This is a genomic window from Paludibaculum fermentans, from assembly GCF_015277775.1.
Classification (GTDB): Bacteria; Acidobacteriota; Terriglobia; order Bryobacterales; family Bryobacteraceae; genus Paludibaculum; species Paludibaculum fermentans.
Genome location: NZ_CP063849.1, coordinates 4,705,892 through 4,723,936, shown reverse-complemented (window position 1 = coordinate 4,723,936; position 18,045 = coordinate 4,705,892). Strand labels below are relative to the sequence as shown.

The 18,045-nt window shown below is 63.2% G+C and carries 17 protein-coding genes; 9 read left to right on the top strand and 8 right to left on the bottom strand.

Going from position 1 to position 18,045, the window contains the following annotated elements:
- Positions 1–39: 39 nt before the first annotated feature.
- The 6 genes from IRI77_RS18505 to IRI77_RS18480 form a co-directional block, all read right to left on the bottom strand.
- Positions 40–2,268, bottom strand: coding sequence for a xanthine dehydrogenase family protein molybdopterin-binding subunit (locus IRI77_RS18505; protein WP_194453509.1), 2,229 nt, complete (start codon positions 2,266–2,268; stop codon positions 40–42).
- The gene (locus IRI77_RS18500; RefSeq protein WP_194453508.1) at positions 2,265–2,720 is read right to left on the bottom strand and encodes a (2Fe-2S)-binding protein; all 456 of its coding nucleotides are present in this window, start codon (positions 2,718–2,720) and stop codon (positions 2,265–2,267) included. The genes IRI77_RS18505 and IRI77_RS18500 overlap by 4 nt, the downstream gene beginning before the upstream one ends.
- Positions 2,721–2,798: 78 nt before the next feature.
- Entirely contained in the window at positions 2,799–3,602 is an 804-nt protein-coding gene (locus IRI77_RS18495) for a transporter (RefSeq protein ID WP_194453507.1), read from the bottom strand.
- Between the two features lie 107 nt (positions 3,603–3,709).
- The gene (locus IRI77_RS18490; RefSeq protein ID WP_194453506.1) at positions 3,710–4,210 is read right to left on the bottom strand and encodes a hypothetical protein; all 501 of its coding nucleotides are present in this window, start codon (positions 4,208–4,210) and stop codon (positions 3,710–3,712) included.
- The gene (locus IRI77_RS18485) at positions 4,207–5,649 is read right to left on the bottom strand and encodes a hypothetical protein (RefSeq protein ID WP_194453505.1); all 1,443 of its coding nucleotides are present in this window, start codon (positions 5,647–5,649) and stop codon (positions 4,207–4,209) included. The genes IRI77_RS18490 and IRI77_RS18485 overlap by 4 nt, the downstream gene beginning before the upstream one ends.
- Positions 5,650–5,687: 38 nt before the next feature.
- Entirely contained in the window at positions 5,688–6,950 is a 1,263-nt protein-coding gene (locus IRI77_RS18480) for a hypothetical protein (RefSeq protein WP_194453504.1), read from the bottom strand.
- A gap of 196 nt (positions 6,951–7,146) precedes the next feature.
- Between IRI77_RS18480 and IRI77_RS18475 the strand changes: the two genes are divergently transcribed.
- Genes IRI77_RS18475 through IRI77_RS18440 form a run of 8 tightly spaced genes read left to right on the top strand, consistent with a single transcriptional unit; the run spans position 7,147 to position 14,020 of the window.
- Positions 7,147–8,199 (top strand): SPFH domain-containing protein, encoded by a 1,053-nt coding sequence (locus IRI77_RS18475; protein WP_194453503.1) that lies wholly within the window; start codon positions 7,147–7,149, stop codon positions 8,197–8,199.
- 28 nt (positions 8,200–8,227) lie between these two features.
- Positions 8,228–8,590 carry an S-adenosylmethionine decarboxylase gene (speD, locus tag IRI77_RS18470; RefSeq protein ID WP_194453502.1) on the top strand — a complete coding sequence of 121 codons (363 nt, stop codon included), beginning with the start codon at positions 8,228–8,230 and terminating at the stop codon, positions 8,588–8,590.
- On the top strand, positions 8,587–9,222 hold the full coding sequence (locus IRI77_RS18465; protein ID WP_194453501.1) for a DUF4178 domain-containing protein: 636 nt from the start codon (positions 8,587–8,589) through the stop codon (positions 9,220–9,222). Before speD ends, IRI77_RS18465 begins: the two co-directional genes overlap by 4 nt.
- Positions 9,216–10,544 carry a DUF4178 domain-containing protein gene (locus IRI77_RS18460; protein ID WP_194453500.1) on the top strand — a complete coding sequence of 443 codons (1,329 nt, stop codon included), beginning with the start codon at positions 9,216–9,218 and terminating at the stop codon, positions 10,542–10,544. The genes IRI77_RS18465 and IRI77_RS18460 overlap by 7 nt, the downstream gene beginning before the upstream one ends.
- Positions 10,544–10,729, top strand: coding sequence for a hypothetical protein (locus tag IRI77_RS18455; RefSeq protein WP_194453499.1), 186 nt, complete (start codon positions 10,544–10,546; stop codon positions 10,727–10,729). Before IRI77_RS18460 ends, IRI77_RS18455 begins: the two co-directional genes overlap by 1 nt.
- Before the next feature lie 31 nt (positions 10,730–10,760).
- On the top strand, positions 10,761–10,976 hold the full coding sequence (locus IRI77_RS18450) for a DUF350 domain-containing protein (RefSeq protein WP_194453498.1): 216 nt from the start codon (positions 10,761–10,763) through the stop codon (positions 10,974–10,976).
- 39 nt (positions 10,977–11,015) lie between these two features.
- Positions 11,016–12,512 (top strand): polyamine aminopropyltransferase, encoded by a 1,497-nt coding sequence (locus tag IRI77_RS18445; protein ID WP_194453497.1) that lies wholly within the window; start codon positions 11,016–11,018, stop codon positions 12,510–12,512.
- Positions 12,509–14,020 (top strand): FAD-dependent oxidoreductase, encoded by a 1,512-nt coding sequence (locus IRI77_RS18440; protein WP_194453496.1) that lies wholly within the window; start codon positions 12,509–12,511, stop codon positions 14,018–14,020. The genes IRI77_RS18445 and IRI77_RS18440 overlap by 4 nt, the downstream gene beginning before the upstream one ends.
- A gap of 3 nt (positions 14,021–14,023) precedes the next feature.
- Here IRI77_RS18440 and IRI77_RS18435 read toward each other — a convergent pair whose 3' ends face one another.
- Together IRI77_RS18435 and IRI77_RS18430 are read right to left on the bottom strand one after the other, a co-directional pair.
- Positions 14,024–14,746, bottom strand: a complete 723-nt coding sequence (locus tag IRI77_RS18435) for a methyltransferase family protein (RefSeq protein WP_194453495.1) — start codon at positions 14,744–14,746, stop codon at positions 14,024–14,026.
- 99 nt (positions 14,747–14,845) lie between these two features.
- Positions 14,846–15,586: a 3-oxoacyl-ACP reductase family protein gene (locus tag IRI77_RS18430; protein ID WP_194453494.1), complete on the bottom strand. Its 741-nt coding sequence runs from the start codon at positions 15,584–15,586 to the stop codon at positions 14,846–14,848.
- A 239-nt stretch (positions 15,587–15,825) separates the two neighbouring features.
- On the opposite strand from IRI77_RS18430, the gene IRI77_RS18425 reads away from it, so the two are divergent.
- Complete coding sequence (locus IRI77_RS18425) at positions 15,826–18,045, top strand: hypothetical protein (RefSeq protein WP_194453493.1); 2,220 nt, start codon at positions 15,826–15,828, stop codon at positions 18,043–18,045.

The window sequence follows — 18,045 nt, the reverse complement described above, 5'->3', positions numbered from 1 at the left end:
GATCGCTCCAGCCGCCGCGGTTTGCTTATCGATTCGCTCCTACACCAGCTTGGTCTTCTTTAGCGGCAGCTCACGGATACGCTTGCCGGTCGCCGCGAAGATGGCGTTGGCCAGGGCCGGCGCGATGGTGGGTACGCCGGGCTCGCCCACGCCTCCGGGCGGTTCGTTGCTGGGCACGATGTGTACGTGCACCTGCTGCGGCGCCTCGTTCATGCGGGCCACCGGATAGTTGTTGAAGTTGGCCTGCTTCACCTTGCCGCCGGTGGCGGTGATCTCGCCCAGCAGGGCTCCGCTGGTGCCAAAGACCGCGGCGCCCTGGAACTGGGAAATCACGCGGTCCGGGTGGATGACCTGGCCGGGATCAATGGCGTAGTGAACCGTGGGGATGGTGAGTTTGCCGTCTTTATCCACCTTCACTTCGACCACCGTGGCGACATAGCAGAGGAAGCTGCGATGGGCCGCGAAGCCCCAGGCATGGCCCGGAGCGGACTTGTTCTTGCTCCAGCCTGACTTCTCGGCGGCCACTTCGATGACGCGCCGCAGACGGGCCGTGTCGAAGGGGAACTTGTCTTCCTTCTGGCCGTAGTTGGCGTGTTGGAAGCCCTGTCCGGAGAAGTCGACGCGGCGCGCCGGGCCGATGAGGTCCATTGTGTAGTCCACCGTGTCGCGGCCGGCCAGGTGGGCCAGTTCGTCGACAAAGGAGTGGATGGCGAAGGCGTGCTGGATGTTGTTGACTGAGCGCAGCCAGCCGATGCGGACGTGGGCCGCCGCGGGTCCATTCTCCACGCGCAGGTTGGCGATATCAAAGGGTACGTCGATGAAGCCCAGGCCGAGCTCCAGCGGGCTGAGCTCCAGCGTGTCCTTCTGGTAGAGGTTCATCAGCGAAGGGGCGGCGACGCGCTGCAGCCAGGCATCGGGCCGTCCCTGGGCATTGAGGCCGGCCTTCATGTAGATGGAGGCGCAGGCATGGTAGTAGTCGAACTTGATGTCGTCCTGGCGGGTCCAGCTCACCTTGACCGGGCGTCCGACCTGCTTGGAGAGCAGCGCGGCCTCGACGACGTAATCGGGCTTGGACTTGCGGCCGAAGCCGCCGCCCAGTAGGGTCACATGGCAGAGCACGTCGGTCTTCGGAATGCCCATGGCTTCCGAGACGGCTTCCTGCACGGCCTGCGGATTCTGGGTGGCCGCCCAGGCTGTGACTTTGCCGTCCTTGAACTCTGCCACGGCGGCCGGCGGCTCCATGGGAGCGTGCGAGAGCAACGGGGTGTAATACTCCGCCTCGTGTGTTTTGGCGGCTGAGGCGAAGGCCTTTTCGACGTCGCCTTTGTTGCGCGCCGCCTTTTGCGGAGACCGGACGGTCTCGCTCATCTTCTTGCGGAAGGCGTCGGAATCGAACGATTCGTTCTCACCGCCGTTCCATTCCACCTGTAACTTCTTGCGGCCTTCCATGGCGGCCCAGGTGTTGTCGGCGAGCACAGCCACTCCGCCGAGCTGCTTGTAGCCGTAGGGTTTCTGGAAGGTAGGCAGAACGATTGCGTCCTTCACTCCTTTGACTGCCTTGGCCGCCGTGCCGTCGAAGCTCTTCACACTGCCGCCGACCACCGGCGGGCGCTCGATGGAGGCGTAGAGCATGCCGGGCATCTTCGCGTCGTAGCCGAAGGTGCCTTTGCCGCGCACGATGTCGTTCTGGTCGGCCATCGGCACGCCTTTGCCGATGTACTTGAACTCGGACGCGGGCTTCAGCTTGAGGTCTGCCTTGGCGGGTACGGGCTGTTTGGCGGCGGCGGCCACCAGCGCGCCAAAGCCTGCCTTTTTGCCGGAGGCGCGATGGACAATCTCATGATCGACAGCGGAGCACTCGTTCAGCGGCACCTGCCATTGGGCGGCAGCGGCGCGCTCGAGCATCATGCGGGCGGTGGCTCCGGCGTCGCGCAAGGCGTCGTAGAAGTCGCGGATGGAGCACGAGCCGTCGGTGTTCTGCGAGCCGTACTTCTCATCGCCGAGTGCCTGTTCGATGCGGACGCGCTTCCAGTCGGCGCCGAGTTCATCGGCGGCCACCATGGGCAGCGAGGTGCGGATGCCGGTGCCCATTTCGGAGCGGTGGGCCACGATGACCACGGTGCCATCGGGTTCCACGCCGAGATAGACGGTAGGCATGAAGGCGGGGACAGCGCCTTCCACGGCCATGGGGGCGGCCAGGACGAGCGCACCGGCGGAGAAGAGGCCGCCCAGGAATTCGCGGCGGTCGAGGCGGTATACGGCGCTCATGCTTTCACTCCCGCGGCCTTCTTGATGGCGGACCGGATGCGCTGATAGGTGCCGCAGCGGCAGATGTTGCCGGTCATGTAGGCGTCGATATCGGCGTCGGTCGGTTTCGGTTTCTCCTTGAGCAGCCCGGCGGCCTGCATGATCTGGCCGCTCTGGCAGTAGCCGCACTGCATGACGTTCAGGTCCTGCCAGGCCAACTGCAGCGGGTGTTTGCCGTCGGGGCTCAGGCCTTCGATGGTGGTGATCTTCATCCCGGCGGTGTCTTTCATGGCCGTGATGCAACTGCGCACCGGTTTTCCGTTCAGATGGACCGTGCAGGCGCCGCAGAGGCCGGCTCCGCATCCATACTTTGTGCCTGCCAGTTCCAGCAGATCGCGCAGATACCACAGCAGCGGCATCTCCGGATCACCGTCATATTTGTGGGCGACGCCATTCACACTCAGTTGAACCATTGTTTTTCCCCAGGATTACGTTCCCAGCTTGGGCGTAGTATAGCGCTCCGCTGGAAATGGCGCATCCAGGCCGGCGGGCTAATGGCTTTCGCGGCTGTGATGCTTCCAGGAGAGAGAGCCGAAGCGCCGCCCGATGATCATCTTCATGATCATGTGGTCGGTCGAGCCGGTGAAACCGAGGCCGACGCCGAAGTTGAATTCCCAGTCCGGGCCGAAGTCGATGTCGAGTGTCGGGAAGATCTGATGCTCCTGTTCCCGCAGCGGGGCAAAGGAGTGCAGGGGGCCCAATGAGCCGTAATACTCGCCGCCAAAGTTGATCTTCTTCGTGATGGCGTAGCTCGCCTTGAAGTTCGGAGAGAAGACGACACCGGAGGCAACGCCCGGGCCATGGAAGGCACGGTCCACTGTCGGGTTGAAGCTCATGTACCAGTGGCCGAGTTCCTTGTCGACGATGGGGCGGATCTCCATATTCCAGGTGTCTCCGGCGTAGACGGCGCGCTGGTAGCCCACTTCGGTGGAGAGGCTGACGCCGACGGGCCAATTCCAGGAGGGAGGGACGCGCACGCGGGGCCGGATGTGATCGCCCACCCATTGCCAGCCGTAGCCGCGGCTGTTGGTCATGAAGACATAGAAGCCGGTCTCGAACCAGTCGTTGAAGCCGTGGGTCAGTTCGAGAGTCTCATGCCAGGCATGATTCGTCGGGCGCATCCCGTCGGTTACGGTCTTGGTGCCCTGCACCGTGAAGTTCGTATGGAACTCGAGCATCGTCTTATGCGGCGGCATGGTTTCGCTGCCGTAGACCTGGATCTCGTAGTTCTCCTGAGCCTGGGAGAGTTGCTGAAAGGAGAACAGCGTCAGGATGACGGTGAATAAGATGCGCATAGCCCAGTGGATCCCTGAATCAGGCCAACGCCCGGCGACGAAGCGGGTCAAGCCAAGGTAATGAATCCACAGTAGCAGAGATGCCCTGGTCCCGATCCTGCCGCCGCTTAGGGCCTGGCGAGCTCGAAAACGAGGATCTGGTTGTCCGGGCGGCCATCGCGCACCAGGGGCACGTAGCGGATGCGGGCCTGCATCCCGTCGGCCAGGACGACGGAGTTCTCGCCGGCATTGTGAAAGGCGTTCTGCTCCACGTTGCGGGCGTAGACAAAGGGAACCCCGCCTACGATGAACCCCTCCCATTCATACGTCTCCTGCTCGCCGGAGCGGGTCTCCAGGCGGGTCCAGTAACCTGTGATTGGCCCTTCTACCTGCCGGGCGGACTTGTTCCCAGCCAGATAGCGCTGCTCGGCGTCATATCCTCCGCCCAGGAGGAAGATGATCCCGGTGAGGGCGCCCAGGAACTTGACCCCGGCGTGGAGAGGCAGGGCGCGGATCCGCAGGTAGAGCACCCAAAGGCCGGTCGCCACCGCCAGGGCAGCGCCGAAGAGGAAGGCCAGCTTCGGCGCCTGTGAGTCCTGGGCGATGTCGTAGATGAGCTCGTAGTTCAATCCCGGCCCCCGGGATCGGGCCCAAGCTCCTTGATGAATCTGTCCCGTGCGAGGGAGAGAGCCGCACCTTCTCCGCCGCTGGTGGCCATGCCGGCGTAGGTGCGTGCCCAGTCGGCGGCCTCCTCCCATGCTTGGTGTGCTCCCTGGCTGTCGTGCTGCTGCCGCAGGCGGATCATGCGCAGGCGGTACAGGTCGGCGGTGCAGATGGCATACGCGATGTGCGGCACGCTATCGGCGATGACCTTTTCCGCTTCGGCCAGGTGGTTCTCGAGTTCCAGCGCCTTGGCCTTGGTCCACCAGGCGGGCTCATCCGGTTGTGGCGCGGGCGCGGGTTCCCTGAGTTGGGGGGCGTCGAAGGCGGCACTCTTGAGGATGAGTTGTGCCAGGTTCGCCGCATCGCGCATGCGCGGCGGAGTAGCGGTCACACGGGCTCGCAGGAAGGCCGTATGGTCCCGCCAGGCGGTGATCAGGTGCAGTTGCTCGATCGCAGCGTCGCCGTCGAAGATGTTGCGAATGCTCAGCCCGTGCATCTCGTCTTCACTCAAGCGGAGGAACTGAGGCGCCGGATAGGATTGCTGGGCCTCGGCCTGCAGCGCATCCAGCAACTGCTGCGCGTTGCGGCCTTCGCAGGGGATCAGGCTGAGGTTGATCTGGACCTCGCCGGCTGGTTCGAACACCAGAGTCCGCTTGCCGTCGTCCATCGCGAACCAGCCCATGGGGATGTCGACCTGGGCTTCGATGGAGCCCGCTCCGATGGTGACCTTCTTCTCTTCTGTGTTTTCCGCGGCGACGTTGGGTGTCAGCCCGGCGCCCTTGTTTCGCAGATTGGCGTTGACCTGGTGCTCCGGATCCATCGAACTGGCATCGTCAGCCAGTGCGTACAGGGCGAACGACGGAGCCGGGCCTTCGCCGTGTGGAGACGGCGGTACATAGGAAACAGGTACAGTCTGGCCTTTGGGGGCGGAGAGCTTGAAGTACTCCATCACAGCCTGCCAGACGGGTTCGAAAGCGCCGGCGAGGGACTCGGGCGCCATCAGGTTGACGTTCACCAGGCGGCCTCCGTCTTCAAACAGGAAGAAGCGGTGGTCCAGCCAGGTGCCTTCCTGATTCTGGCGCCCCAGGGCCATGATGCCCTCCGTGGGGCCGATCTCGCGAGGGCCGCCGGCCGTCATCTGGATCTCATTGTTCTCCAGCAGGTAAGTCACCCAGTCGCGGACTGAGCCGTTGTCATACGCCGGACGGGCGGCGACCGTGAGCGCCACTGCGGCGACAGGTGACGTAGCAACCATCAGCGGCGCGAAGGCGACAGGGTTGCTGAAGTCGATGTCTTCCATCGGCAGATCGTGGATTGTCCAGTCGCTGGGGACCGCGATCTCGAACCCGAGGTCAGCCAGCTTGGGCGGGAACGTGTAGATGGTGAAGCCGAATGAGTTGGACATGGGCGGTGAGCTTTCCAGGTGAAATGTGAATAGGCAGTTTACTGGTGCTGTTGCTGCAGGTCGTTACGGAGGGAATCGGCCAGGGCGTCGAATTCATAGCTGTCGCCGGACCGTGCTTCGGCAACCGCCAGCAATGCTCTCATGGAGCCGTGGAAATCGGCCATGGTGTGATCCTGGACGTTGCCCGCGAGCTGGTGCCAGGTCCAATAGACACCTCTCAATTGGCCCAGCAGCGTGTTGTCCCGGTCGCTGATGGGCGCCGGAATGGCTCGCAGCCGTTCAGTGAGAACCGTAGCGGTCTGGCGCAGCGGCTCGGTTGCCGAGGCCGGCAGCGTCTGGACGGTGGATAGGACGATGGTCAGGCCGCGCAGGTGCTCAGGATCGGAACTTCGGAACAGGGCCGGCAGTTCGGCGATGCGGGTGACCAGGACCTGGGCAATGCGATGCTTGTCGACGGTGTCATCGACGCCGAAGCTGACCCACTCATCGAGTGGCGAGCCGGGGGTGAGGGCCGCGAAGGCCTGCATCTTCTTCTCGTGTTCCGCCTGGGCCGCCGCCTCGGCTTCGCGCCGGATCTCGGAGGCACGCCGGACGCGGAACCGGTACGAGTAGCCGGTGATTGGCTTGTCTTTCTCTTCCAGGAACCGGTCGCTGCGCCAGGTGCTCCACTCGAGATACTCCTTGCCTGGTTTCGCGGGCATGGGCAGCATGAACTCGATGTCGGTCGATGTGTCCATCAGCATCCGGACCGTGCGCATCGACCGGTCGCTGAACAAACTGACGCGGCAGGGGACGGTCCACTGGCCGCCGGACTCGCTGGCCTGTTTCCAGAGCATCTCGCCGCCCCTGGAGTCGAGGCGCTTATTGCCCGAGCCGAGCGGGGTCAGCAAGCAGTTCGAGTAATTGCGGTCGGGCCGTTCGGTGGGAACCACTCCGCGAGGGCATTTGAGCTCCACTTCCAGGTCGAGTTGCTCGCCATCGATGGTGGGCGCCACAGTGCCGCCCAGGCGGCAAAAGAGGGCGATCACGCAGAACAGGCTGACGACCTCGCCCAGCGAGATGCCCTGGGCCCGGAGAAACCCGGGTGAGGCGCCGCCGGCCACCACGCGTGAGGTGACGATGCCCAGGATCAGGCCGATGACAATGCCGAACAGGGTGAGGAAAGCCACGAAGTAGCCGGAGCCACCTTCGAAGCTGGAGATGCTGTACCACTCGACGCACAGGGTGCCCAGGTAACAGGCCGCGGCGCCACAGGCAGCGGCGGTAATCAGTCCAACGAGAATCGTCAGTAACCAACTCAAAGTACAGCTCCAGGGGTAGTCAGCGGCGCGGGCGGCGACCGGCCAATTCCGCGCTCACCTGTAACTAGCGCGGTGGCATTGCAATTTCGATCACAAGATCGCTAGGAATGCGAAAGCTGAGCCCGGGGCCGCTCGTCCGATTCCGGGAACAACTGTCAACGGGTTGCCGTATACTCAGGTGACGCGGAGAGTCAACATGGCCCTTGGTGATCAGATCAAATCCTTTCTCAAGAAACAGTTCATTGACGTTATCCAGTGGACGGACCAGGAAGATGGCGTCCTTGCGTACCGGTATCCCATGCAGGACATGGAAATCCAGAATGGTGCGCAACTTACGGTGCGAGAGTCGCAGGCGGCGATGTTCGTCAACGAAGGCCGCTGCGCCGACATCTTCAGCCCCGGGCTGTATACGCTCAACACGCGTACCCTGCCGCTGCTGACGAACCTTCAGAACTGGGACAAGATGTTCGCGTCCCCGTTCAAGAGCGACGTCTTCTACTTTTCGACCAGGCAGCAGATTGCCCAGCGTTGGGGCACGGCCCAGCCGGTCACGATTCGCGACAAGGACTTCGGCGCGATCCGGCTGCGTGGTTTCGGCGTTTATTCGTGGCATGTCGACAATCCAAAGCTGTTCCTGACGAAGGTCAGCGGCTTTGGGGAAGTCTACCGGGTGAGCGAAGTGGAGCCGCAGCTGCGCCAGACGATTGTCGGCCGCATGTCGGATGCCTTCGCCGAGAGCCAGATTCCGTTCCTGGACATGGCCGCCAACCTGGTGGAGGTGGGCGACCGCATCAAGGCGTCGATCACGCCGGTGTTTGCGGAGCTGGGCATCGCCATCGATCAGTTCGTGGTGGAAAACCTCTCGCTGCCGGAAGAGCTGCAGAAGTTCCTCGACACGCGCGTGGGCATGAACATGATCGGGAATATGCAGCAGTACACGCAGTTCCAGGCGGCCAATTCGCTGCCCATCGCGGCTGCGAACGAGGGCGGCGGGCTGGCCGGCCTCGGTGTGGGTTTGGGCGCGGGCGTCGGGCTGGGGCAGGTGTTCTCCCAGGCGATGAATCCGCAGGCGCAACAGCCGCCGCAGGCTCCTCCTCCTGTTGCTCCGCAGGCGGCGCCCCCGGTGGTGCCGGTCGTGCCGGTCGCCGGTGCGGCAGCGGTGCCTGATACGAAATTCTGCTCCGAGTGCGGGCAGAAGATTCCACGGGCGTCGAAGTTCTGCCCGGAGTGCGGTAAGCCTCAGCAGTAAGTTGTAAATAAGAGTTACCATCACTCCAATGACTTCCGGCTGTGAATGGGTGGTCGATGCCGCGGGCTGCGATCCGGCCACCCTGGCCTCTCTGCCGGCACTTGAGGCCCTATTCGACGACATGGTCGCCGGTCTGCAACTACACCCGGTCGCGCCCACCGTGTGGCACCAGTTTCCTGGACTGACTCCGGCCATGCCCGGAGGCATTACCGGGCTATCCTTATTGGCGGAGTCGCATCTGGCGGTACACACTTTTCCGGAGCATGGCGCGCTGTCGCTGAACCTGTTTTGCTGCAAGCCTCGTGACAATTGGGCCTTCGAGCATGAACTGACCCGCCGATTCGAGGCGCGCAAGGTGGATGTCAGAAGATTGGAGCGCGCTCTTTCATGAGTGGACCCTCCTCAAACTGCCCCAATTGCGGCGCTCCCATCAAATTCGCCTGGTCCAGCGCGGTGCAGGCCGCCTGCCCCTATTGCCAGGCGATCATCATCCGCCGGGATGTGAATCTGGAAGCGGTGGGCACGGTAGCCGATCTGCCGCCCGACGCTTCGGCGATCCAGTTGATGACGGAGGGCTTCTTCGACAACAAGCACTTCACCGTCATTGGCCGGATCCGCTATGAGTGGGAGCAGGGCAACTGGAACGAGTGGCACCTGCTCATGAATGACGGCACCAGCGGCTGGCTCAGCGATGCCCAGGCGGATTACGCCGTCTCGTTCGCCGTGACCTCGCCCATCACCTTCCCCACGCCCCTGGAGATGAAGAAGGGGCAGGTCTTTCAGCTGCAAGGCGCCCAGTTCATGGTGACGCACCTGACCAAGGTCCGCTATGTGGGCTTTGAGGGGGAGTTGCCCTTCACGACCTCGGATCGCAGCGAGTTCACGACCGCCGATCTGCGCACCATGGATGCGCGCTTTGCGACCATCGACTATTCCGAGACGCCGCCGCTGCTGTTCATGGGCCGGTATGTGGACATCGAAGCACTGAAGTTGACCGGCCTGAGGGAGTTTGAAGGATGGTAGCGCCGTCCCGCGTCCCGAAACCGAAAGCCATCAATTGCCCCAATTGTGGCGGCAACATCGAACTGCGCGGCTTTGCGCATACGCGTAGCGCGGTATGCGTGCAGTGTTGCACCATCATCGATCCGACGACGCCGGAGCTCCAGATCCTCCAGCAGTTCGACGAGCGCCTGCGCGTACGGCCCCTGATCCCGTTGGGCACCCGCGGTAAGTATCGTGGAATCCCCTATGAGGTCATCGGCTTCCAGGTGCGATGCATCAACTCGGATGGAGTCGAGTACTCCTGGCACGAGTACCTGCTGTTCAACCCGTTCAAGGGCTTCCGCTACCTGACGCAGTACGACGGGCACTGGAATGATGTGCTGACCGTGCACGGCCTGCCGTCGTTCACGACGCTGGGCGGCCGGAAAGCCGTCAACTACAATAACGTCAATTACAAGCACTTCCAGAACGCGGTGGCGCGCACGGCGTTCGTGATGGGCGAGTTCCCGTGGGCTGTGCGGGTGGGCGAGACGAATACGGTCGACGATTACGTCTCCGCGCCTTACATGATGTCGTCGGAGCAGACGGAAGGCGAGGTCAACTGGTCGTTCGGCACGTATATTCTGGGCGCCGAAATCGAGCAGGCGTTCCAACTCAAGACCAAGTTGCCCGCGCCGCGGGGTGTCTACGCCAACCAGCCGTCTCCTTTCCAGGACAAAGTGCGGGCCTCCTGGCGCACGTTCATGCTGCTGTGCTTGGGATGGGCCGCGCTGATGGCGTTCTTCACGTTCAGCGCCAGCAACCGGGTGATCTTCGATCAGAATTTCCATTTCGCACAGGCTGTGCCCGGAGAGCATTCCTTCGTTACCCAGCCGTTCGAGGTGCCTGGAAAAGGCAATGTCGAGATTGAATTGACTACGGATCTGAAGAACAACTGGGCCTACTTCAGCCTGGCGCTGCTGCGCGAGGATGGCGCCCAGGGTTTTGATTTCGGCCGGGAAGTGAGTTACTACAGCGGCCGGGATAGCGACGGTTCCTGGTCGGAAGGCAAGGCGAAGGATAGCGTGATCCTGCCGCGGGTTCCGGCGGGCCGGTACTACCTGCGGATCGAGCCGGAGATGGACGCGCAGGCCTCCGCCACGGCGGCCTCCGGCATGACGATGAACTATGAGGTAACGGTGCGGCGGGACGTGCCCACCACCTGGCTCTTCTGGCTGGCCCTGCCACTGCTGCTGATTCCGCCGATTGTAACCAGCATCCGGGCCATGGCTTTTGAGGGGAGACGGTGGTCGGAGAGCGACTATGCTCCGGGATCCTCCTCTTCGAGTGGAGACGACGACTGATGAAAAGCCCTCTTTACACTCTGTACGGGATTGTCCTGCTGGGGATGGTCTCCGTGGGACAGTGGACAGGCCTGAGCATGTCCTCCATCAACGAAGTGAAGAACATCCCCAAGTCCGTTCGCGAGAACCCCGGGGTTTACCGCTCGCACTACGGCTATCTGCCACACTGGTTTGGCGGCAAGTAGAGCATCGCTGGAGAATGAGGAAAGGAAACACATGGGCATTGAATTCCATCTCGGTTCGTTGATCAACGCGCTCATCTATGCCGTGGTCGGCGTGGTGATTCTGGTGGTGAGCTTCATCACTTGGGACAAGATCACACCCTACGATCTCTGGAGAGAGATTGTGGAGAAGCAGAACACGGCGCTCGCGATCTTCGCGGGGCTGATGGCGCTGGGTATCGCGATTATCGTCGCTTCGGCTGTCCACTAAACGGAGGCCCGTGCCTGCGGGCCGGGCACACGTCCCTTCATGGCGCTGGTTCTCTTCCTTTCCGTTTTCCTGATCGCGGCCTGCGGTCTGATTTATGAACTGATTGCCGGCACGCTCGCCAGTTACCTGCTGGGCGACAGCGTGCTTCAGTTCAGCACGATCATCGGCAGCTACCTGTTTGCCATGGGCATCGGCAGTTGGCTGTCGAGGTTCATCGACCGCGCCCTGGTGTCGCGGTTCATCACCATTGAACTCATGGTGGGGCTGCTGGGCGGCTTCTCGTCGACCATCCTCTTCCTCTCTTTCACCTACACCACCGGCTTCCGGTTCCTGCTCTACGCCCTGGTGATCGGCATCGGCATTCTGGTGGGCCTGGAAATCCCGCTGCTCATGCGCATCCTGCGCGAGCGCTTCCAGTTCAAGGAACTGGTGGCGAACGTCCTTACCTTCGACTATATGGGCGCGCTGGGCGCGTCCCTGCTGTTCCCGCTGTTCCTGGTGCCGAAGCTGGGCATGGTCCGCAGCGCCGTCCTGTTCGGCCTGGTGAACGCCGGCGTGGCGCTGTGGTCAACCTTCCTGTTCAAGGAGCACTTGCCGTCGCCGCTGCTCCAACGGGCCGTCTGTGCCGTGGTTGTGCTGATCCTGGGCGGCGGCATGGTGGCCGCTGACCGCATCACCGACACCGCCGATGCCGCCCTCTATGCCGATGACGTGATCTTCTCGAAAACCACGCCCTACCAGCGCATCGTGCTGACCAAGTGGAAGCAGGACTACCGGCTCTACCTGAACTCGCACCTGCAGTTCAGCTCACGGGACGAGTACCGCTATCACGAGTGCCTGGTGCACCCGGGCCTGGCCTCCATCCCCGGCGCGAAACGCGCGCTGGTGCTGGGCGGCGGAGACGGACTGGCTGTCCGCGAGATGTTGAAGTATCCGGGTCTGGAATCTATCACCCTGGTGGACCTCGATCCCGAGATGACGCGCCAGTTCTCCACGCACCCGCTGCTGGTGCAGTTGAACGGCGGTTCTTTCAAGAATCCCAAGGTCCACATCGTGAACGCCGACGCGTTTCCGTGGCTCGAGAAGAACGATGACCTCTACGACTTCATCGCCATCGACTTCCCCGACCCCAACAACTACTCGCTGGGCAAGCTGTACACGACGGCGTTCTACCGCTTGGTGAGGCACCACCTGTCGCAGAATGGAGTGGCCGTGGTCCAATCCACATCGCCCATGTTTGCGCGGCAGTCGTTCTGGTGCATCAACGAGACGATGAAGCAGGCGGGATTCAACGTCCACGCGTATCACGTCTACGTGCCTTCGTTCGGCGAATGGGGCTACGTCATCGGGACGCAGGGCGATTGGCGGCCGCCGACGCAACTGCCTTCTGGGTTGAAGTTCCTCACGTTGAAGAATGTGGCGGGGTTGTTCGATTTCCCGCCGGATCTGGCGCCTGTCCCGGTGGAACCCAATCGCCTGAACGATCAGAGCCTGGTGCGCTACTACGATCGTGAGTGGCGCGAAATCGTGCGATGAAGCCGACCCGGCGCGAATTCGGTGCGTCCGCCCTGGTTGGCCTGGCTCCCAAGACCGACCGCAAGACCGAGGGCGGCTTCGTCTTCGAATCGCAGGAGCGCGGCCACCTGCTGCGCGATCATGCCCGCATGGCGGCGCCCCGCGAACGCGTGAAGGTGCCGGTGGTCATTGTCGGCGGTGGCGTGGCCGGTCTTTCGGCGGCCTGGCGCATGGACAAGCGCGGCTTCCACAACTTCGTCCTGCTCGAGATGGAACAGCAGGCAGGCGGCAATGCGCGGTCCGGCCAGAATGAGATCTCCGCGTATCCCTGGGCGGCCCACTACCTGCCCGTGCCCGACAAGAACGAGACGCTGGTTCGCGAGTTGTGCGAAGAGCTCGGCCTCCTGCAGGATGGGGTCTGGAGCGAACGCTGGCTTTGCCACTCCCCGCAGGAGCGCCTGTTTCTGCACGGCCGGTGGCAGGACAGCATCGAGCCCTCCATCGGCCTGACGACGGACGACGCCCGCCAGTTCAAACACTTTGAAGAGCGCATCGCCGAGTTCCACGCCTCTGGTGCCTTCCGCATCCCCATGGAAGAGGGGATGGCTAAATCGACAGATCGGGAACGCCAGTTGGACCGCGTCACCATGGGTGAGTGGATGCGGCGCGAAGGGCTGTACTCGCCCTATCTGAAGTGGTTCATCGACTACTCCACGCGCGACGACTACGGCACTCATGCCGAGGACATCTCCGCCTGGGCAGGGCTGCACTACTTTGCCGCGCGTGCGCCTGAAGACAAGGGTCCGCTCACCTGGCCGGAGGGCAATGGGTGGATCGTTAAGAAGTTGCTGGCGAAGCTCGGCAAGTATGTGCGCACGGGCTCGATGGTCTACAAGATCCAGCCCGCGGGCCGCCGCTGGGAGATCCTCACCGAAAAGACGCTCTACGAATCGGACTTCGTGATCTACGCCGCGCCCACGTTCCTGGCGTCGTGGCTGATCGATCCAGCTCCGCCGCGCTGGCCCATCGACTCCGCGCCGTGGCTCACTGCGAACCTCACGCTGGACCGGTGGCCCGCTAACAAGGGGCTGGAGTACGCGTGGGACAACGTGATCTACAATTCGCCGGCGCTGGGCTACGTCATCGCCACCCATCAAAGCGTGGCGATGCACAGACCGGAGACGGTCTGGACCTTCTACTGGGCCCTGGCCGACGGCAATGCAGCCGACCAGCGGCGCATCCTGCTGGGCGGTGATTGGAACTGGTGGAAAGAGAAGATCTTCGCTGACCTGGAGCGCGCCCATCCCGACATCCGCCAGTGTGTGAAGCGCATGGACATCTTCCGCATCGGCCACGCCATGCCCCGGCCGCTGCCTGGCACGATCTTCCATCCCGAGCGGCAGCGCCGCGCGAAGCCCGCCGGATCGCTTGTCTACGCGAACTGCGACCTGAGCTCGTTGTCGCTGTTTGAAGAAGCGCAGTACCGCGGAGTGAAGGCCGCGGAGCACGTCCTGCGCCTGGTGGGCTGACCGCTACCAGACGGCCGGAAGCAGCCGGTCCCTGACGCGGCGGGTGTAATCCGCATAGCCGGGTAGTTCCGCCTGCAAAGTACGATCCTCCAGCGCCGTGCGTAGCGCCAGGACGGCCCCTGTCAGCAGGGCGGGAATCAGCGCGTACCACGAGCCCAGCGCGAAAGGCGTCGCCAGAGTGAAGGCCAGCGCTCCGGTGTAGCCCGGATGACGGATCAGCCGGTACGGGCCCGTATCGACCACGACCTGCCCACGCTCGTCCTGGATGCGCACCGTGGCTGCAAAGAACGGGTTCGATACCATTGCCCACGCCGTCAGGAGAATCCCCAGCAGGCAGACCGCGAGGGCTGCCGCGCTGTACGCCAGGCCGACCTTCGGCGGCCAGGTCCAACGCGCCTCCAGCGCCGCTGTGATCCACATTGCCAGGGGGCCGGCCAGCGCCACAATCGGCGCCAGCCACTTGTCCCAGGCCTTCGTGCCCTTCTGTAGGCGCGACCGCTCGGCCAGCAGGGCAGGGTTCACACGCCTGAGCACCACGCCGACAACGATCTGGGCGCCCAGCATCAGGTCCACATAGACCCAGGCCCGGTACCAGTCACTCCGGCCAGACACGAATCGCAACACGCAAAACAGGACGAGCGCCATGACGCAGTACTTTACGAGCGCGCCTCGCAGGGGATTACTGTCTTGAGGAGCCTGCGGCGCCGCCTCGGCATTGCCGGTCATACTTCGAATCCTCCGCCTCACATTATCGCGTAGAGGGGAGAATCGGACCTGTGTATCGTTGAAATATTCAGCTGAGAAGAGCCCGCCGGCGCCGGAGGCTCAGGCGCTGAAGCCGCCGTCGATATTCAGGCTGGCTCCGGTGATGTAGCCGCCCTCGGGACCCGCCAGCAGGGAGACCAATGCGGCGATTTCGCTCGGCTGGCCGAAGCGCTGCAGCGCCATCATGGCCTTCAGTCCCGCCGCATTGGGCCCGCCCGCCGGGTTCAGGTCCGTATCCACCGGTCCAGGCTGCAGGTTATTCACCGTGATTCCGCGCGAGCCGAGATCCCGTGCCAGGCCGCGAGTAAACCCCGAAATGGCCGCTTTGGTCAGCGCATAGACGGACCCGCCTATGAATGGCACGAAATCGCCGTTGATGCTGCCGATCATGATGATCCGGCCGCCGTCGCCCATGTGCTGGACCGCTTCCCGGGTTGCGCTGAAAACACCGCGGACATTCACCGCCAGCAGCCGTTCAAATTGCTCCTCCGGGAACTCGCCAATCGGAGCCATATGCGCCAAGCCGGCATTGTTCACGAGGATATCCAACCGCCCGAACTTTTCTGCCGTGGAGGCCACCGCGCGTTTCACGGCTGCGGGATCTCCGCTATCCGCCTGGATCGCCAGAGCCTGGCCGCCGGCCGCTTCAATGGCTTTCACCACCTCTTCCGCTTTCCCGGGCGAGGAGGCGTAGGTGATGGCAACGGTCGCGCCGTCCTGAGCGAGCCGCTTCGCAATGGCCGCTCCAATTCCTCGGGAGGCCCCGGTGACGAGGGCGACCTTGCCTGATAACTGCGACATTCATTCTCCTTTTGAAATGACGGATCGTCGATGCCTATCTAGGATGGGGACTCGTCTCGCCTGGATTCCACAATCTGTACTTTTTGTTCAGTTCTGCCGTTTGCGAGACGCGAAGGCGGCCGAAGCCGTATGACGAAGCAGCGGCCCCGCCGCCCTGGAATTGGCCGCTGAAACGCGAAGCGGATGCTCCGCGTCTGGCTACGTTACACTTCCTTCGGAGCAATACCGTGCGAATTGGCGTGTGGCCTTTCGTTGTAATTCTGGGATTGGCCGCGGCGCCCATTACCCGGGCCGCGCTACCCGAGCCGCCCAATCAGCACAAGCCCTGGACACCGCCCGAGAGCAAGCAGCTTCCGGAGTATATGTCCGCCGCGGTCGCGGCTCTATTTGAGGCGGGCCTGGCCGACCCGAGGGGCGGCGTGTACCGGGAGATTGAAGTGCTCAGCGGCGACTGGAGCAATCGTCGAGTGAAGACTCGCGGCTGGGTGTTTCCGGAAGGATTTGCCGTTTGCTGGAACGGCCTGGTCTACCGGACTTTGAGCGTGGGCGAGCCGGGTGATCTCGACATGGACGTCCAGCGGATCATTGCCTCGGATCCCAAAAAGAACGGAGATTTCACCAAGGATGCCACGACACCGCCCGAAGTCTCGTTCTGGTTCGACCTCGAACTGCGAGGATCCATGGTGCCGGCCTCGACTGCCCTGCTGCTGCGGCTGAACCGGCCAGACTTGGCCGGGGCCCTATGGCGGGCCTATCAGGGGGGTGACTCGGAAAGTCCTCAGATCCATCCAGCCGAGGCGCAGTCATTCTGGTTTCGTACAGCATCCAGGGACTGGCTCATTACCGCCTTTCATCGCTTGGCCGGCCATTTTCTGAACGCGGACGATCGGGATGCCGTGGAGGTGGGCGAGTCTCTGGTTGCCTGGGGCGACCGCCTGCGCGCCTCCATGCGGAAGGACGGTCCGAGGGGGATCGCACGCCTCTCCGACATTGATTTCCTGAATCCTGTCCCCGAATTCCTCTCGGATGCGCGACGTCGGCTGGGCGTGCCTGCGAAATCAGGCAGGCCCTCATCCATCGCGATCGAAGCCGGTGGAGTCCAGATCCATGACCCATTCCAGCCCTCGCCACCCCGTGTCGCGGTTGCCGAACTGATCGACAGGCTCGAAGACATAGCGATCCGGAAGGGCACCAATCCGGGCTCGGAGGATTGCTCCACTCAGCCTGTGGCCGTGGAGCTTCTCAAGCTGGGCGAGGAGGCCGTCGAACCGTTGTTGGATGCCCTGCAAAACGATCGGCGCCTCACACGGAGCCTGGAGTCCGACCGGGAATGGTCCATTCACGTGCGTCCTGTTTGGGTCTACGACGTGGTGAAGCGGCTCCTTGGGATCCTCCTGGATGCACCTGATGTCGTTGCGCGTTCTTCCCCAACAGAGCTGCGCCAATGGTGGGAGCAGAACAAGGCGAAGGGACGTGGAAGCCGGCGATTCGAACGCCTGGCTGACGACGCTGCTTCGCCCGAAACCTGGGTGAAGAGCGCTGAGTTTCTCGCCCGGCGATCTGATGTGGTCCCCATGCCCGGGTGGATCGACGGTCCGTCGCTTCCGGCCTGCGACCCGAGTCAGCCCCGCCCGCCGCTGGCGGGTGAAGCGATGCGCCGGCTGCATGGACGCGAGGTGGCGGAACTGATGCCTCGGCGGGTTCGGACTTTGGCGGAATCGAATCACCCCGATGAAGCGTGCAGAATCGCATTCGCTGCCTATCTCTGGGAGCCGGAGAGTGCGCTGCCGTCGCTCCAGTTCGCTTCTCGCAACCGAGGTTGCGCCCGTTACCCCCTCATCCTCGCCGCACGGATCGCGTTGCACGATCCGCTGGCCCTCAAAGAGTGGGCTGACAGCATCAGGGTTACGGTCGCCCGCCAGTTGCCGGGCGGTTTGTGGGATCTGGCCCCGCTTTGGATGTATCCTGACAACCCGGTGATCGCTCAAACCGCCCAGTGGCTCGCGGATCGCTCCGGGTTCCCACTCTCACCAGCCATCAAGCTGGCCGGGACGGATGCGGCACTCCTGGCCGTTCCCGCGATTCGCCGAGTTGCACTGAAGAAACTGGCGGATTCCACTGTCATTGGACGTGTGACGAGAGACGCAGCCGGCGCCCTGGGCTACCGGTACGCGTACCACGGCGTGACTGACGAGGACAAACTGGACCGGGAGGAGGATGCCGGACGCCTTGCGCGCGGCAGAAGCCAGAAGCTGCGGATGAAGGACCTGCTGGCTTGGGAGCTGACCGGGGTTCAGGGTGCACCCAAGTTCATGCTCGACTGGCCCGCGTCCGAACGCAACGCGGCCATTCAGGCGATCGCCAAATACATCGAAACCAACGCGCACCGCTTCCGGGCGAAGCCAGCCCGCCTGGAAGATGTCGCCTGCTCGCTACCAGCCGTGTACCTCGCCCCCTGA

Bases quoted from the DNA above. Each gene is read 5' to 3' on its own strand.
- IRI77_RS18445 (WP_194453497.1), top strand. From the start codon at position 11,016: ATGGCGCTGGTTCTCTTCCTTTCCGTTTTCCTGATCGCGGCCTGCGGT.
- IRI77_RS18460 (WP_194453500.1), top strand. From the start codon at position 9,216: ATGGTAGCGCCGTCCCGCGTCCCGAAACCGAAAGCCATCAATTGCCCC.
- IRI77_RS18465 (WP_194453501.1), top strand. From the start codon at position 8,587: ATGAGTGGACCCTCCTCAAACTGCCCCAATTGCGGCGCTCCCATCAAA.
- IRI77_RS18430 (WP_194453494.1), bottom strand. From the start codon at position 15,586: ATGTCGCAGTTATCAGGCAAGGTCGCCCTCGTCACCGGGGCCTCCCGA.
- IRI77_RS18455 (WP_194453499.1), top strand. From the start codon at position 10,544: ATGAAAAGCCCTCTTTACACTCTGTACGGGATTGTCCTGCTGGGGATG.
- IRI77_RS18500 (WP_194453508.1), bottom strand. From the start codon at position 2,720: ATGGTTCAACTGAGTGTGAATGGCGTCGCCCACAAATATGACGGTGAT.
- IRI77_RS18435 (WP_194453495.1), bottom strand. From the start codon at position 14,746: ATGACCGGCAATGCCGAGGCGGCGCCGCAGGCTCCTCAAGACAGTAAT.
- IRI77_RS18495 (WP_194453507.1), bottom strand. From the start codon at position 3,602: ATGCGCATCTTATTCACCGTCATCCTGACGCTGTTCTCCTTTCAGCAA.
- IRI77_RS18475 (WP_194453503.1), top strand. From the start codon at position 7,147: ATGGCCCTTGGTGATCAGATCAAATCCTTTCTCAAGAAACAGTTCATT.
- IRI77_RS18485 (WP_194453505.1), bottom strand. From the start codon at position 5,649: ATGTCCAACTCATTCGGCTTCACCATCTACACGTTCCCGCCCAAGCTG.
- IRI77_RS18505 (WP_194453509.1), bottom strand. From the start codon at position 2,268: ATGAGCGCCGTATACCGCCTCGACCGCCGCGAATTCCTGGGCGGCCTC.
- IRI77_RS18450 (WP_194453498.1), top strand. From the start codon at position 10,761: ATGGGCATTGAATTCCATCTCGGTTCGTTGATCAACGCGCTCATCTAT.
- speD (WP_194453502.1), top strand. From the start codon at position 8,228: ATGACTTCCGGCTGTGAATGGGTGGTCGATGCCGCGGGCTGCGATCCG.
- IRI77_RS18440 (WP_194453496.1), top strand. From the start codon at position 12,509: ATGAAGCCGACCCGGCGCGAATTCGGTGCGTCCGCCCTGGTTGGCCTG.